The organism is Streptomyces dengpaensis, from assembly GCF_002946835.1.
GTDB lineage: Bacteria > Actinomycetota > Actinomycetes > Streptomycetales > Streptomycetaceae > Streptomyces > Streptomyces dengpaensis.
The window spans coordinates 5,827,513-5,841,975 of sequence record NZ_CP026652.1; the positions used below are offsets into that span (position 1 = coordinate 5,827,513).

At 70.3% G+C, this 14,463-nt stretch carries 9 protein-coding genes; 5 read left to right on the forward strand and 4 right to left on the reverse strand.

Annotation, left to right across the window (positions count from 1 at the left end):
• Positions 1 to 149: 149 nt before the first annotated feature.
• On the forward strand, positions 150 to 2,030 hold the full coding sequence (locus C4B68_RS26985; protein ID WP_099499230.1) for an AMP-dependent synthetase/ligase: 1,881 nt from the start codon (positions 150 to 152) through the stop codon (positions 2,028 to 2,030).
• A 30-nt stretch (positions 2,031 to 2,060) separates the two neighbouring features.
• On the opposite strand, the gene C4B68_RS26990 is transcribed toward C4B68_RS26985, so the two are convergent.
• Positions 2,061 to 2,654: a response regulator gene (locus C4B68_RS26990; RefSeq protein ID WP_099499229.1), complete on the reverse strand. Its 594-nt coding sequence runs from the start codon at positions 2,652 to 2,654 to the stop codon at positions 2,061 to 2,063.
• A 12-nt stretch (positions 2,655 to 2,666) separates the two neighbouring features.
• Positions 2,667 to 6,740, reverse strand: coding sequence for a HAMP domain-containing protein (locus C4B68_RS26995; protein WP_373682178.1), 4,074 nt, complete (start codon positions 6,738 to 6,740; stop codon positions 2,667 to 2,669).
• 180 nt (positions 6,741 to 6,920) lie between these two features.
• Between C4B68_RS26995 and C4B68_RS27000 the strand changes: the two genes are divergently transcribed.
• On the forward strand, positions 6,921 to 8,996 hold the full coding sequence (locus C4B68_RS27000; RefSeq protein WP_099499228.1) for a SpoIIE family protein phosphatase: 2,076 nt from the start codon (positions 6,921 to 6,923) through the stop codon (positions 8,994 to 8,996).
• A gap of 145 nt (positions 8,997 to 9,141) precedes the next feature.
• Positions 9,142 to 10,374, forward strand: a complete 1,233-nt coding sequence (gene hemW, locus C4B68_RS27005; RefSeq protein WP_099499227.1) for a radical SAM family heme chaperone HemW — start codon at positions 9,142 to 9,144, stop codon at positions 10,372 to 10,374.
• A gap of 21 nt (positions 10,375 to 10,395) precedes the next feature.
• Here hemW and C4B68_RS27010 read toward each other — a convergent pair whose 3' ends face one another.
• Positions 10,396 to 11,205, reverse strand: coding sequence for a DUF3097 domain-containing protein (locus C4B68_RS27010; RefSeq protein ID WP_099499226.1), 810 nt, complete (start codon positions 11,203 to 11,205; stop codon positions 10,396 to 10,398).
• 44 nt (positions 11,206 to 11,249) lie between these two features.
• Positions 11,250 to 11,993 (reverse strand): MBL fold metallo-hydrolase, encoded by a 744-nt coding sequence (locus C4B68_RS27015; protein ID WP_099499225.1) that lies wholly within the window; start codon positions 11,991 to 11,993, stop codon positions 11,250 to 11,252.
• 169 nt (positions 11,994 to 12,162) lie between these two features.
• Between C4B68_RS27015 and hrcA the strand changes: the two genes are divergently transcribed.
• Positions 12,163 to 13,179, forward strand: a complete 1,017-nt coding sequence (hrcA, locus tag C4B68_RS27020; RefSeq protein WP_099499224.1) for a heat-inducible transcriptional repressor HrcA — start codon at positions 12,163 to 12,165, stop codon at positions 13,177 to 13,179.
• Positions 13,180 to 14,322, forward strand: coding sequence for a molecular chaperone DnaJ (gene dnaJ, locus C4B68_RS27025; protein ID WP_099499223.1), 1,143 nt, complete (start codon positions 13,180 to 13,182; stop codon positions 14,320 to 14,322). It abuts the gene before it with no gap.
• The last annotated feature ends 141 nt before the right edge of the window (positions 14,323 to 14,463 follow it).

The following is a 14,463-nucleotide window of genomic DNA, read 5'->3' on the forward strand; positions in this document are numbered from 1 at the left end:
CGGAGGATCGCCTGGAGGAAGTGACCGCCCTCCGCCCCTTACGTACTGGCCGGACGCGCTCTACTCTGATCTCTGCTCGATAGTTACTCGCGAGTTAAACAACAGCCGCAATTGAGCCAGCCGCACCGTCGCGGGCCCCGGAGGATGTCGTGAGCGACACACAGACCTTGATCGAGAACCGTCCGCCGTCCGTGGCGGCCCTCTTCCTGGAGCGCGTGCAGGCCACGCCGGACGCCGAGGCCTACCGCTACCCGGTGCCACCGGCCTCGGGCGATGGCCAGGGCCCGGACGAGTGGAAGTCGCTGAGCTGGGCGCAGTCCGCCGAGCGGGTCTTCGCCATCGCGGCCGGTCTGATCGAACTGGGTGTGCGTCCGGAGCAGCGCGTCGCGCTCGCCTCCGCCACGCGGGTCGAGTGGATACTGGCCGACCTCGGCATCCTGTGCGCGGGCGCGGCCACGACGACCGTGTATCCGCAGACCAACGCCGAGGAGTCGGCGTTCATCCTCGCCGACTCCGAGAGCAAGGTGCTCATCGCGGAGGACGCGGCCCAGCTCGCCAAGGCGCAGGAGAAGCGCGCCGAGCTGTCCGAGCTGACCCATGTGATCGTCATCGACCCGGCCGGCGTCGAGACCGGCGACTGGGTACTCACCCTCGCCGAGCTGGAGCAGCGCGGTGCCGCGTACCTGGAGAAGCACCCCGACCTGATCAAGGAGCGGGTCGGCGCGATCACCGCCGATCAGCTCGCCACCCTCATCTACACCTCCGGCACCACGGGCCGCCCCAAGGGCGTCCGCCTCCCGCACGACAACTGGTCGTACATGGCCAAGGCCATCGCGTCGACCGGCCTGGTCGGCCCGGACGACGTCCAGTACCTGTGGCTGCCGCTCGCGCACGTCTTCGGCAAGGTGCTCATCTCCGGCCAGATCGAGGTCGGGCACGTCACCGCCGTCGACGGCCGCGTGGACAAGATCATCGAGAATCTGCCGGTCGTGCAGCCGACGTACATGGCGGCCGTCCCGCGCATCTTCGAGAAGGTCTACAACGGGGTCGCGGCCAAGGCGCGGGCCGGCGGCGGCGCCAAGTACAAGATCTTCCAGTGGGCCGCCGGGGTCGCCCGTGAGTACGCGAAGGCCAGCCAGGACAACTTCCGCCGCACCGGCACCGCGTCCGTGCCCTTCGCGCTCGGCGCCAAGCACAAGGTCGCCGACGCGCTGGTCTTCGCCAAGATCCGCGAGGCCTTCGGCGGCAACCTGCGCGCCTGCGTCTCCGGCTCCGCCGCGCTCGCGCCCGAGATCGGCTACTTCTTCGCCGGCGCCGGCATCCACATCCTGGAGGGGTACGGCCTCACGGAGTCGTCCGCGGCCTCCTTCGTGAACCCTGGCGAGGCGTACCGCATCGGCACGGTCGGCAAGCCGCTGCCCGGCACCGAGGTGCGCATCGCGGACGACGGCGAGATCCTGCTGCGCGGCCCCGGCATCATGGAGGGCTACCACGGGCTGCCCGAGAAGACAGCCGAGGTCCTGGAGTCCGACGGCTGGTTCCACACCGGCGACATCGGCGAGCTGTCCCCCGACGGATACCTGCGCATCACGGACCGCAAGAAGGACCTGATCAAAACCTCGGGCGGCAAGTACATCGCGCCGGCCGAGGTCGAGGGCCAGTTCAAGGCCGTCTGCCCGTATGTCTCCAACATCCTCGTGCACGGCGCCGACCGGAACTTCTGCACCGCGCTCATCGCCCTCGACGAGCCGTCCATCCTCGACTGGGCCAAGGAGAACGGCCTGGCGGGCAAGTCGTACGCCGATGTCGTCGCCGCGCCGGCCACGGTCGCCCTCATCGAGGGCTACGTCAAGGAGCTCAACGAGGGCCTCCAGCGCTGGCAGACCATCAAGAAGTTCCGCCTCCTGCCGCGTGACCTCGACATCGAACACGGCGAGCTCACGCCCAGCCTGAAGCTCAAGCGGCCGGTCGTCGAGCGGGAGTACAAGCACCTGATCGACGAGATGTACGCGGGGACGCGCGAGGCGTAAGGCCCGTACGTCGCTGGAGGGGCGGGGGAGTCAAATCCCCCGCCCCCTCCGCATCTCCCGCATCTCGTGGAGCAGCTCCTCCATCTGGTGTACCTGGTGGCGCAATTCCAAGACGTCCTGCAGGCTGCTGGCCGCCATCTGGGTCTCTATCTTCTCGAGGCGGTCCGCCAGTTCGTCGAACTGTTCCTGTTCGCGCGCGAGCATCCGCTCCAGCTGCTGGTTCTTGCGGTGCAGGTCGAGGAAGACGGTGACCTTGGCGCGCAGGACCCAGGGGTCGAAGGGTTTCGTCAGATAGTCGGCGGCTCCGGTCGCGTACCCGCGGAAGGCGTAGCCCGCGTCGGCGTCCGTGCCCGTCAGGAAGATGATGGGGACGTCCTTCGTCTGGTCGAGCCGCTTGATGTTCGCGGCGGTCTCGAAGCCGTCCATGCCCGGCATCCGGATGTCGAGCAGGACGACGGCGAACCGCTGCCGCAGCAGGGCCTTCATCGCCTCCTCGCCCGAACGCGCCCGCACCAGCGGCTCGTTGAGGGACCCCAGGACGGCCTCCAGAGCGATCAGGTTGTCCTCCATGTCGTCGACCAGGAGGATGCTGGCGCGCTCGTCGGTCGTTTCCACAGCGCTCATGGTGACTGTGCCTCACTCAGTTGTCGGCGGGACTGCGGGCTCCCCAGATGTGCTCGGTCCCGGTGCGACCGCACCGCCTGCGGCGTCCCGCTCCGGGTCGTCCGCAGCCTCCGGGTCGAGGAGGGCGCACACGACGGTGAGGAGCTGGTCGACGTCCACCGGCTTCGGTACGTAGTCGTTGGCACCCCGCGCGATGGACTTCTCGCGGTCGCCGGGCATCGCCTTCGCGGTCAGCGCGACGATGGGCAGACCCGTCCAGCGGGGGGTGCGGCGGATGGCGGAGATCGTTTCGTAGCCGTCCATCTCCGGCATCATGATGTCCATCAGAACGAGCTCGATGTCGGGGTTGCGCTCCAGCGTCTCGATGCCCTCGCGGCCGTTCTCCGCGTACAGGACGGGCATGCCGACGCGGCCCAGGACATGGGTGAGCGCGAAGACGTTGCGGATGTCGTCGTCCACTATCAACACCCGGCGCCCGGGCAGGACTTGGCCCGCTCTGCCGGACTTCCACGCCTCCAGCTTGGTGGGTGTCGGCCAGGTGTCGTCGGTGTCATGGGCGGTGTACGGCTCGCTGGAGAGCTGCTCGGGCACGGGCGCCGGGCGGTCCTCGGGGGCCGGTCCGGTCGCCATGTGCCCGGGGCTCACGACAGGGACGTACAGCGTGAAGGTGGAGCCCTTGCCGGGCTTGCTCTCGGCGATGATCCTGCCGCCGAGCAGTCTGGCGATCTCGCGGCTGATGGACAGACCGAGGCCGGTGCCGCCGTACTTGCGGTTCGTGGTGCCGTCGGCCTGCTGGAACGCCTCGAAGATCACCGGGAGTTTCTCGGGCGCGATCCCTATGCCGGTGTCGGAGACGGCGAAGGCGATCACGTCGTCGCTGTTCTCACGGGTGTAGGTGTGTTCCGGGTCCTTGAGGCGGTTGACGCGCAGCTCGACCCGGCCGGAAGCGGTGAACTTGATCGCGTTGGAGAGCAGGTTGCGCAGGATCTGCTGGAGCCGCTGCTCGTCCGAGTACATCTCGCGCGGTACGTCCTCGCCGACCGTCACCTCGAAGGCGAGCCCCCGGTCGAGGGTGAGCGGACGGAAGGTCGCGTGGACGTAGTCCAGCAGCTTGATCAACGGCAACTTCTTCGGGCGTACGTCCATCCGGCCCGCCTCGATCTTCGACAGGTCCAGGATGTCGTTGATCAGCTGGAGGAGGTCGGAGCCGGATCGGTGGATCGTCGTCGCGAACTGCACCTCCTGGTCGGAGAGATGGCCGTCCGGGTTGTCGGAGAGGAGCCGGGCCAGGATCAGGAGGGAGTTGAGCGGCGTACGCAGTTCGTGCGACATGTTCGCCAGGAACTCCGACTTGTACTGGGAGCTTGTTGCCAACAGGGCGGCCTTCTCTTCCAGTTCCGCGTTCGAGCGCTGCAACTCCGCCTGCTGCGACTGGAGTTCGTCCGACCGGTCCTGGAGCTGGATGGCCAGACGCTGGGACTCGCCGAGCAGGGACTCCGTACGGGAGTTGGCGATGATCGTGTTGATGGCGACGCCGATGGTGTTCACGAACTGGTCGAAGAAGGCCAGGTGGACATCGGAGAAGCGGGAGAAGGATGCCAGCTCGATCACGCCGAGCAGCGTGTCCTCGAAGAGGATCGGGATGATGACGACGCTGGCGGGAGCGGCCTCGCCCAGACCGCTGTTGATCTTGATGTAGTCCGGTGGGGCTTCCTCGACGAGGATGCGCTTCTTCTCGCCGGCGGCCTGCCGGACGAGCCCGTGCACCGGCATGCCGCCCGTGTCGACGGTCGCGCCCTGCGCGGATCCGTACCCGGCGATGAAGGCAAGCCCCTTGGCGGGTACGGACGTTCGCAGCGACGTCCCCTCCTCCTCGGGGTCGGCCAGGAAGAAGGCGCCGTACTGCGCGTTCACCAGCGGGGTCAGCTCGCGCAGGATCAGGTCGGCGACCTCCATCAGGTCGCGGTGGCCCTGCATGAGGGCGGCCAGGCGAGCAAGATTCGATTCCAGCCAGTCCTTCGCGCGGGTGGTTTCGCGGAGGTTGGCCACCATCAGGTTGATGTTGTCCTTCAGCTCGGCGACCTCGCCCTGGGTCTCCACGGTGATGGAGCGGGACATGTCGCCCTGGGCCACCGCGGAGGCCACCTCGGCGATCGCGCGGACCTGGGTGGTGAGGTTGGAGGCCAGCTCGTTCACGTTGGTCGTCAGGCGCTTCCAGGTGCCGTACACGCCCTCGACCCGTGCCTGGCCGCCGAGCTGGCCCTCGGAACCCACCTCCCGGGCCACCCGGGTGACCTCGGAGGAGAAGGAGGAGAGGGTGTCGACCATCGTGTTGATCGTCGTCTTCAGTTCGAGGATCTCGCCGCGGGCGTCCACGTCGATCTTCTTCGACAGATCGCCCTGGGCCACGGCCGTCGCCACCTGCGCGATGTTCCGCACCTGCGACGTCAGGTTGTCGGCCATGTAGTTGACGTTGTCGGTCAGATCGCGCCAGACGCCGGACACGCCGAGCACCTGGGCGCGGCCGCCGAGCCGCCCGTCGGTGCCGACCTCGCGGGCCACCCGGGTCACCTCGTCGGCGAAGGCGCGCAGCTGCTCCACCATCGTGTTGACGGTGTCCTTCAGCTCCAGGATCTCGCCGCGGGCGTCGACGGTGATCTTCTTGGAGAGGTCGCCGTTCGCGACGGCGGTCGTCACCTGGGCGATGTTTCTGACCTGCGAAGTCAGGTTCAGGGCCATGAAGTTGACGTTGTCGGTGAGGTCCTTCCAGACGCCCGACACGCCACGGACCTGCGCCTGGCCGCCGAGGTTGCCCTCCGTACCCACTTCGCGGGCCACGCGCGTAACCTCGTCGGCGAAGGCGGAGAGCTGGTCGACCATCGTGTTGATCGTGGACTTCAGCTCCAGGATCTCGCCCTTCGCCTCCACCGTGATCTTCTTGCCGAGGTCGCCCTGCGCCACGGCCGTGGAGACGAGCGCGATATTGCGGACCTGCGACGTCAGGTTGTCCGCCATGAAGTTGACGTTGTCGGTGAGGTCCTTCCAGACGCCCGACACGCCACGGACCTGCGCGCGCCCGCCGAGGTTGCCTTCGGTACCGACCTCGCGGGCGACCCGCGTGACCTCGTCGGCGAAGGCGGAGAGCTGGTCCACCATCGTGTTGATGGTCGACTTCAGTTCGAGGATCTCGCCCTGCGCGTCGACCGTGATCTTCTGGCTCAGATCGCCGTTGGCCACGGCCGTGGTGACCTGGGCGATATTGCGGACCTGGGAGGTCAGGTTCGAGGCCATGAAGTTGACGTTGTCGGTGAGGTCCTTCCAGACCCCCGACACGCCGCGCACCTGCGCCCGGCCGCCCAACTGGCCCACCGTGCCGACCTCGCGGGCCACGCGGGTGACCTCGTCGGCGAAGGCGGAGAGCTGGTCCACCATCGTGTTCACGGTGAGCTTCAGTTCGAGCAGCTCGCCGGTCGCCTCGACCGTCACCGTACGGGTCAGGTCGCCGCGCGCCACTGCCGTGGTCACCAGGGCGATGTCCCGCACCTGGGCCGTCAGCCGGGACGCCATCGTGTTGACCGCCTCGGTGACATCCCGCCAGCTCCCCGACAGACCCGTCACCTTGGCGCGACCGCCGAGCCGCCCCTCCGTGCCGACCTCGCGGGCGACGCGGGTGACCTCGCCGGTGAAGAGGGAGAGCTGGTCGACCATCTTGTTGACGGCGCGGCCCAGCCGGCGCAAGTCGCCGCGCAGCTGCCGGTTGCCGTCGTGCAGGTCGACCCGCTGGGTCAGATCGCCGCCGGCCACCGCGTCGAGCACGCGGGTCGCGTTCGCCGCCGGGGCCACCAGGGCGTCGAGCAGCTGGTTCACGTCATTGACGCGCGTCGTCCAGGTGCCCTGGCCCGGGCTGGCCGAAAGGCGCTCGTCGAGCCGCCCGTGCCGGACCAGTTCCCGCCGTACCCGCTGCACTTCCGTGTTGAAATGGTTGCTGCGGTCGACGATCTGGTTGAACGCGGTGCTCAGCTCGGCCACCAGGCCGTGCCCCGTCTCCGGGAGCTTGGTGAAGTCGCCGTCCCGCGCGGCGGTCATCGCGGCGAGCAGGGGGCGCAGATCCGATGCTCGAATCTGACCGTCTTCGAGCATGCGCATACCACTGTTCTCACTCATGGTGGCCCACTTCGTAACTCGGTGCTTATGGGCAGGGCCAGTCTGTCACTCTGTCTGCATCGCCTGAGGCGTATTCGTCCGAACTGCTCAGGGAGCCGCACAGTGGGGGCCATTCCGACGCAACGGGAGTCCATGGCGCGTGCCCCTGATGCGCCTGCGAACCACCGCGCCGGCCAGGAACTCATGGCCCGTACGTCGCTGGCGGGCACTCCGCTCGCACCCGGAGCCGCCCGCAGGTTCCTGCACGGCGCGCTCGCCGACTGGGCCCAACTCGCCCTGCCCGGAACCGAGATCATCGACGACCGCCTCACCGAGGACGCCCTCGTGGTGGTCAGCGAACTCGTCACCAACGCCGTCGTGCACGCCGGCACCGACGTCGAACTGCTCTGCCACCTCGAAGGCAGGGCCGACGGGGCGCCGGGCCCGCTGGTCGTCGAGGTCTCGGATCAGCACCCCTCGCGCGGGGTGTGCGACGACAGCATCCAACGGCCGTACGGCACACCGGAGTACGGGCGCGGGCTGCGGCTCGTGGCCGCGCTCTCCGAGGCCTGGGGGATCACGTATCGCCCGGGCATCAAGACCGTGTGGGCGCGGCTGCTGGTCGACGCAGGTGGGCGGTGCGACGGGGGTGCGGGCTCCACCAGGGCTTCGGGCGGCGAGGCGACGGTGGGCGGCGAGGGGATGCCGGGAGGCGACGGGATCCCGGACGACAACGGGATTCCGGGTGCCAGACGCTTTTCGGACGCGGAGGGGAGAGCCGCGTACGCCGCAGAGCAGGCCGAGCAGGCCCTTGAGCGAGGGCTGCGGGCCGGCGAGACGCTCGCCCACGAGATGCTCCCGCCCGAGCCGCGACGCAACGCCCAGCAGGACCTGGACTGGCTCAACCGCGGCGCCCTCTCCTTCCTCGCCGAGGCCTCCGATCTGCTTGCCGGGCAGCTCGACGAGGACCTGGTCGCCGCGCTCGCCGGACAGCTCCTCGTGCCGCGCCTCGCCGACTGGTGCGCGGTGTGGCTGGAGGACGAGGCCACCGACCGGATGGGCGGGCTCGGCCTCGCCCTGGGACCCCGGCTCGCCCGCGTCTGGCACGGCAGCGAGAACCGTATCGAGGACCTGCGCCGCGCCCTGGAGAAGGACCCGCCGCGGCTGCCCGACGCCGTGCGCTCCCGGGCCGTCCCCGTGCCCTGGCCCGGCGAGGCGCTGGGCGCGCCCGGGGCCAGCGGCGCGGCCCTCGGGTACCGGCTGATCGCGGGCGGGCGGCCACTGGGCACGCTCGTCATCGGGCGGGCCGGGCGGATCGGCTTCCCCGACGAGATCACCGGACTCGTCGAGGACCTCAGCCGCCGTATCGCCCTCGCCATCGGCGCGGCCCGCCAGTACGCGCGCCAGGCCACCATCAGCCGGGTCCTGCAGCGCGGTCTGCTGCCCGGCGCGGTCGCCGAGATCCCCGGGGTGCGCAGCGCCCTCGTGTACGAGCCGCTCGACAAGGGCGGACCCAGCGGCGACTTCTACGACCTCTTTCCGGCGGGCGACGGCCGCTGGTGCTTCACGGTGGGCGACGTCCAGGGCAAGGGGCCCGAGGCCGCCGTCGTGATCGGGCTCGCCCGGCCCTGGCTGCGGCTGCTGGCCCGCGAGGGCTACGACGTCGCGGACGTCCTCGACCGCCTCAACCAGCTCCTGCTCGACGACGCGACGGAGGCCGCGGACGCCGCGGCCCGCGCGCTCGTGGCGGCGGGCGCGCCCGGGCTCGGCGCGGACCTCGGCCCGCAGACGCGGTTCCTGTCCCTGCTGTACGGCGAGCTCGTCCCCTTCGACGGTGGCGTACGCTGCACCATCGCCTCCGCCGGGCATCCGCTGCCGCTGCTCCTCGGGCCCGACGGCGACGTACGGGAGGTGGCCCGGCCGCAGACCCTCCTCGGCGTCGTCGAGGACGCCGGCTATACGTCCGAGACCTTCGAGCTGTACCCCGGTGACACCATGCTGTGCGTCACCGACGGCGTGACGGAGCGGCGCAGCGGGCCGCGCCAGTTCGACGACGACGACGGCCTCGCGAAGGCCCTCGCGGGCTGCGCGGGCCTGAGCGCCGAACTGATCGCGGAACGGATCCGCAGGCTGGTGCACGAGTTCGGTTCGCGGCCGCCGGAGGACGACATGGCGCTGCTGGTGCTGCAGGCGGAGTAGGGGTCCTACGGGGTTTTCGCCCCCTCCGCCCCTACCCGTCCCCTACCTGGGGGCTCCGCCCCCCAGACCCCCTTGTCGCGCTTCGCGCTCGTCCTCAAACGCCGGACGGGCTTGATCAATCCCTCCGTGCTGGACAATAGAAGACATGCCTTCCGCACTCCCCGACGGTGAGCCCGTCCCCGACGACGGGGCGCTGCCCGCGAACGCCCTTGCCGGGGCCGCCGAGCGACCCCTCGGGTTCTACCTCCACGTGCCGTACTGCGCGACCCGCTGCGGCTACTGCGACTTCAACACCTACACGGCGACCGAGCTGCGGGGCACCGGAGGCGTACTCGCCTCCCGCGACAACTACGCGGACACGCTGATCGACGAGGTCCGCCTGGCCCGCAAGGTCCTCGGCGACGACCCGCGCGAGGTGCGCACGGTCTTCGTCGGCGGCGGTACGCCGACCCTGCTGGCCGCCGACGATCTCGTACGGATGCTGGGGGCGATCCGCGACGAGTTCGGGCTCGCGGACGACGCGGAGATCACCACGGAGGCGAACCCGGAGTCCGTCGACCCGGCGTACCTCGCGACCCTGCGCGCCGGTGGCTTCAACCGGATCTCCTTCGGCATGCAGAGCGCCCGGCAGCACGTACTGAAGGTGCTCGACCGCACGCACACTCCCGGCCGCCCCGAGGCCTGCGTCGCCGAGGCCCGCGCGGCGGGCTTCGAGCACGTGAACCTCGACCTGATCTACGGCACGCCGGGGGAGTCGGACGACGACTGGCGCGCGTCCCTGGACGCGGCCCTCGGCGCCGGGCCCGACCACATCTCCGCGTACGCCCTGATCGTCGAGGAGGGCACACAGCTCGCCCGCCGCATCCGCCGCGGTGAGGTCCCGATGACGGACGACGACGTCCACGCGGACCGGTACCTGATCGCCGACGAGGTGATGTCGGCGGCGGGCTTCGACTGGTACGAGGTCTCCAACTGGGCCACGTCGGAATCCGGCCGCTGCCTGCACAACGAGCTCTACTGGCGCGGCGCCGACTGGTGGGGAGCGGGCCCCGGCGCCCACAGCCACGTCGGCGGCGTGCGCTGGTGGAACGTGAAGCACCCGGGGGCGTACGCGGCGGCGCTGGCCTCCGGCCGTTCCCCGGGCGCGGGCCGCGAACTCCTCTCCGACGAGGACCGCCGGGTGGAGCGCATCCTGCTGGAGCTGCGGCTGCGCGAGGGGGCGCCGCTGTCCCTGCTCCACGCGGACGGCCTGGCGGCCTCACGCCGGGCAGTGGCCGACGGTCTGCTCGAAGCGGGGCCGTACGAGGAGGGGCGTGCGGTGCTCACCCTGCGGGGGCGGCTGCTGGCGGACGCCGTGGTCAGGGACCTGGTGGACTGATCACTCGGGATTGTGCGGGAGTCAGGCCCCAGCGCTGTCCGTGACGAAGTCGATCAACTCCTCCACCCGGCCCAGTAGTTCCGGCTCCAGGTCCTTGTAAGACCGCACCCGCGACAGAATGTGCCGCCACGCCGCACCGGTGTTTTCCGGCCACCCCAGGGCCCGGCACACCCCCTTCTTCCAGTCCTGCCCGCGCGGCACGCGCGGCCACTCCGCGATGCCCAGGGACGACGGCTTCACCGCCTCCCAGATGTCGATGTACGGGTGGCCGAGGACCAGCGCGTGCTCGCTCGTCACCGACTCCGCGATCCGCGATTCCTTGGTGCCGGGGACCAGGTGGTCCACCAGGACGCCAAGCCGGGCGTCCGGCCCCGGCGCGAAGTCCGCGACGATCGACGGGAGGTCGTCGATGCCCTCCAGGTACTCCACGACGACGCCCTCGATGCGCAGGTCGTCGCCCCAGACCTTCTCGACCAGTTCGGCGTCGTGGCGGCCCTCCACGTAGATCCGCCCGGCCCGCGCCACCCGGGCCCGCCCGCCCGGTACGGCGACGGAACCCGAGGCGGTACGCGAGGGCCGTACCGGAGCGGCAGACGGGCGGACCAGGGTCACCACCCCGCCCTCCAGGAGGAAGCCGCGCGGCTCCAGCGGGAACACCCGGTGCTTGCCGAAGCGGTCCTCCAGGGTCACCGTGCCCGCCTCGCAGCGGATCACCGCGCCGCAGAAGCCGGTGCCGGGCTCCTCGACCACCAGGCCGGGGTCCGCGGGGACCTCGGGCACGGCCCGGGGCTTCTTCCACGGCGGGGTCATGTCCGGAGAGTACTGGCGCATTCGGATGACGATAGGAGAAGCGCGGCCCTGACGTCGTACGACTCCTACGACACGCCGAAACGGGCCGCCAGCGCGTCCCGCTGGGCGTGGACAAACGCCGCATTCACCGCGGCCCCGTGCCCCGGCACGTACACCGCGTTCTCCCCTCCCAGATCGAGCAGCCGGTCCAGGGCGACCGGCCAGTGGGAGGGAACGGCGTCCGGACCCGCCTGCGGTTCGCCCGACTCCTCCACGAGGTCACCGCAGAAGACGACCTCGGGAGAGTCCGGTGTGCCGGAGACCAGGATCGCCAGGTCGTGGGCCGTGTGGGCCGGGCCCACGTTCGCCAGCAGGACCTGGACACCGCCGCCGAGGTCGAGGGTCCACTCGCCGCACACCAAGTGGCGGGGGCGCACCAGGAGGTCCGCGGCCTCCGCCGCGTCCCGCGGGTCCAGACCGTTGCGTACGGCGTCCGCGCGCAGCGCCTCGCGCTCGCGCTCGTACGCGAGGACCGCGTCCAGACCGACCGCCCCGAACACCTCCACCCCCGCGAACGCCGCGGCGCCGAAGACATGGTCGAAGTGCGGGTGCGTGAGTGCGAGGTGCGTCACGCGGCGGCCGCCGCCGAGGAGCCGTCGTGTCTCGGTCCTGAGGCGCGCGCCCTCCGCCAGGCTCGACCCCGCGTCGATCATCAGGGCCGCGCCTTCGCCCACCACGAGCCCGGCCGTGCAGTCCCACACCGGAAGCCGTCGCCGCCCGACCCGGGGTGCCAGCATTTCCCACCCCAGCTCTTCCCAAGTCACGCTCATACGCCGACGCTAGCCGTGACAGGGTGCGGGGAACGACTTCGCAGGCCCGCCCTTGCCGGGGCCATACCTCACCGCCGTACACTGGCCGGGAAACGCTGGCACTCGCGTGCGCTGAGTGCCAGGCCGGCAGTCCACGGGGACCACGGGAAGACATCTGGAGGTGTGCGCGATGCTCAGTGAACGCAGGCTCGAAGTGCTGCGCGCCATCGTCCAGGACTACGTGGGCACCGAGGAGCCGGTCGGTTCCAAGGCGCTCACCGAGCGGCACCGGCTCGGCGTCTCCCCGGCGACCGTCCGCAACGACATGGCCGCGCTGGAGGACGAGGGCTACATCGCCCAGCCGCACACCAGCGCCGGGCGCATCCCCACCGACAAGGGCTACCGGCTCTTCGTCGACAAGCTCGCGGGCGTCAAGCCGATGACGGCGCCGGAGCGGCGGGCCATTCAGAACTTCCTCGACGGCGCCGTCGACCTCGATGACGTCGTGGCGCGGACCGTACGGCTGCTCGCGCAGCTCACGCGGCAGGTCGCCGTCGTGCAGTACCCCTCGCTGACGCGCTCGACCGTGCGGCACGTGGAGCTGCTGTCGCTGGCCCCCGCGCGCCTGATGCTGGTGCTGATCACGGACACCGGCCGGGTCGAGCAGCGCATGATCGACTGCCCGGCGCCGTTCGGCGAGACGTCGCTCGCGGATCTGCGGGCCCGGCTCAACAGCAGGATCACCGGCCGCCGCTTCACGGACGTCCCGCAGCTGGTGCAGGATCTGCCGGACAGTTTCGATGCGGAGGACCGGGGTACGGTCGCGACGGTGCTCTCCACCCTGCTGGAGACACTCGTCGAGGAGACCGAGGAGCGGCTGATGATCGGCGGCACCGCCAATCTCACCCGTTTCGGACATGACTTCCCTCTCACCATCCGTCCGGTGCTCGAAGCCCTCGAAGAGCAGGTCGTGCTCCTCAAGTTGCTTGGCGAGGCCGGGGATTCGGGCATGACGGTAAAGATCGGTCATGAGAACGCGTATGAGGGACTCAACTCCACGTCCGTGGTCTCGGTCGGCTACGGTTCGGGCGGCGAGGCAGTAGCCAAACTCGGCGTGGTCGGACCGACCCGCATGGATTACCCGGGAACGATGGGAGCGGTACGAGCGGTGGCACGGTACGTCGGACAGATCCTGGCGGAGTCCTAAGTGGCCACGGACTACTACGCCGTACTCGGCGTGCGCCGCGACGCATCCCAGGACGAGATCAAGAAGGCGTTCCGGAGGCTCGCGCGCGAGCTGCACCCGGACGTCAATCCCGATCCGAAGACGCAGGAGCGGTTCAAGGAGATCAACGCCGCGTACGAGGTGTTGTCGGACCCGCAGAAGAAGCAGGTCTACGACCTCGGCGGCGACCCGCTGTCCCAGTCGGGCGGCGCGGGAGCGGGCGCGGGCGGCTTCGGCGCCGGCGGCTTCGGGAACTTCTCGGACATCATGGACGCCTTCTTCGGTACGGCGTCGCAGCGCGGCCCCCGGTCGCGTACGCGGCGTGGCCAGGACGCCATGATCAGGCTCGAGATCGACCTGGACGAGGCGGCCTTCGGCACCACGAAGGACATCCAGGTCGACACGGCCGTCGTCTGCAACAGCTGCAACGGCGAGGGTGCGGCGCCGGGGACCTCCGCGCAGACCTGTGACATGTGCCGCGGCCGCGGTGAGGTGTCCCAGGTCACCCGGTCCTTCCTCGGTCAGGTCATGACCTCGCGGCCCTGTCCGCAGTGCCAGGGCTTCGGGACCGTGGTCCCGACTCCGTGCCCCGAGTGCGCGGGCGACGGCCGGGTCCGGTCGCGTCGCACGCTGACGGTCAAGATCCCGGCCGGTGTCGACAACGGCACGCGGATCCAGCTCGCGGGTGAGGGCGAGGTCGGGCCCGGTGGCGGTCCCGCCGGTGACCTCTACGTCGAGATCCATGAGCTGCCGCACGCCGTGTTCCAGCGGCGCGGGGACGATCTGCACTGCACGGTCACCATTCCGATGACCGCGGCGACGCTGGGTACCAAGGTGCCGCTGGAGACGCTCGACGGGCTGGAGGAGGTCGACATCCGGCCCGGTACGCAGTCCGGGCAGTCGATTCCGCTGCACGGGCGCGGTGTCACGCACCTGCGGGGCGGTGGCCGCGGTGACCTCATCGTGCATGTCGAGGTCATGACGCCGACCAAGCTCGATCCCGAGCAGGAGCGGTTGCTGCGGGAGCTGGCGAAGCTGCGGGGCGAGGAGCGGCCCACCGGGCAGTTCCAGCCGGGGCAGCAGGGGCTGTTCTCGCGGCTGAAGGATGCGTTCAACGGTCGCTGACGAGGCACTGAGGGGGCGCTGGGGAGGGTTTTCCGCCCCCTCCGTCGCTGCCCGTCCCGTACCTGGGGGCTCCGCCCCCAGACCCCCTCATCGCGCTTCGCGCTCGTCCTCAAACGCCGGACGGGCTGGTGCCAGGGTGGA

Coding starts and splice junctions, on each gene's coding strand:
- C4B68_RS26990 (WP_099499229.1), bottom strand. CDS start 2,654: ATGAGCGCTGTGGAAACGACCGACGAGCGCGCCAGCATCCTCCTGGTC.
- hrcA (WP_099499224.1), top strand. CDS start 12,163: ATGCTCAGTGAACGCAGGCTCGAAGTGCTGCGCGCCATCGTCCAGGAC.
- hemW (WP_099499227.1), top strand. CDS start 9,142: ATGCCTTCCGCACTCCCCGACGGTGAGCCCGTCCCCGACGACGGGGCG.
- C4B68_RS27010 (WP_099499226.1), bottom strand. CDS start 11,205: ATGCGCCAGTACTCTCCGGACATGACCCCGCCGTGGAAGAAGCCCCGG.
- C4B68_RS27015 (WP_099499225.1), bottom strand. CDS start 11,993: ATGAGCGTGACTTGGGAAGAGCTGGGGTGGGAAATGCTGGCACCCCGG.
- C4B68_RS26995 (WP_373682178.1), bottom strand. CDS start 6,740: ATGACCGCCGCGCGGGACGGCGACTTCACCAAGCTCCCGGAGACGGGG.